Source organism: Winogradskyella endarachnes, assembly GCF_009741275.1.
Classification (GTDB): domain Bacteria; phylum Bacteroidota; class Bacteroidia; order Flavobacteriales; family Flavobacteriaceae; genus Winogradskyella; species Winogradskyella endarachnes.
The window spans coordinates 1-255 of record NZ_WOWS01000048.1; the positions used below are offsets into that span (position 1 = coordinate 1).

Sequence of the window (255 nt, forward strand, 5' to 3'; positions counted from 1 at the left end):
GTAATAGTATTGGTTAAAACTGCCGTAATTACCTCTGGATTACTTAGGTTAGTATATGGCGTTGTTATCTCATTGACTCCTGCATCTGCATCTGCTGGACTTGCATAATAGCTAACATCAACATTTACCTGACCATCTAAAATCTCTGTGGTCTTTGTGCTTAAATCAAATGCTTCTTCTTCATCGCCTGTAGTGTTATAGTCACATAATTCATAATCACTAACTGCTATGGTTGTTGGCTTTGGATTTACAATC

The 255-nt window shown here is 36.9% G+C and carries 1 pseudogene; it reads right to left on the bottom strand.

Annotated elements, in window-relative coordinates:
- Positions 1–255, bottom strand: a pseudogene (locus tag GN138_RS16105) (T9SS type B sorting domain-containing protein); the annotation flags it as partial.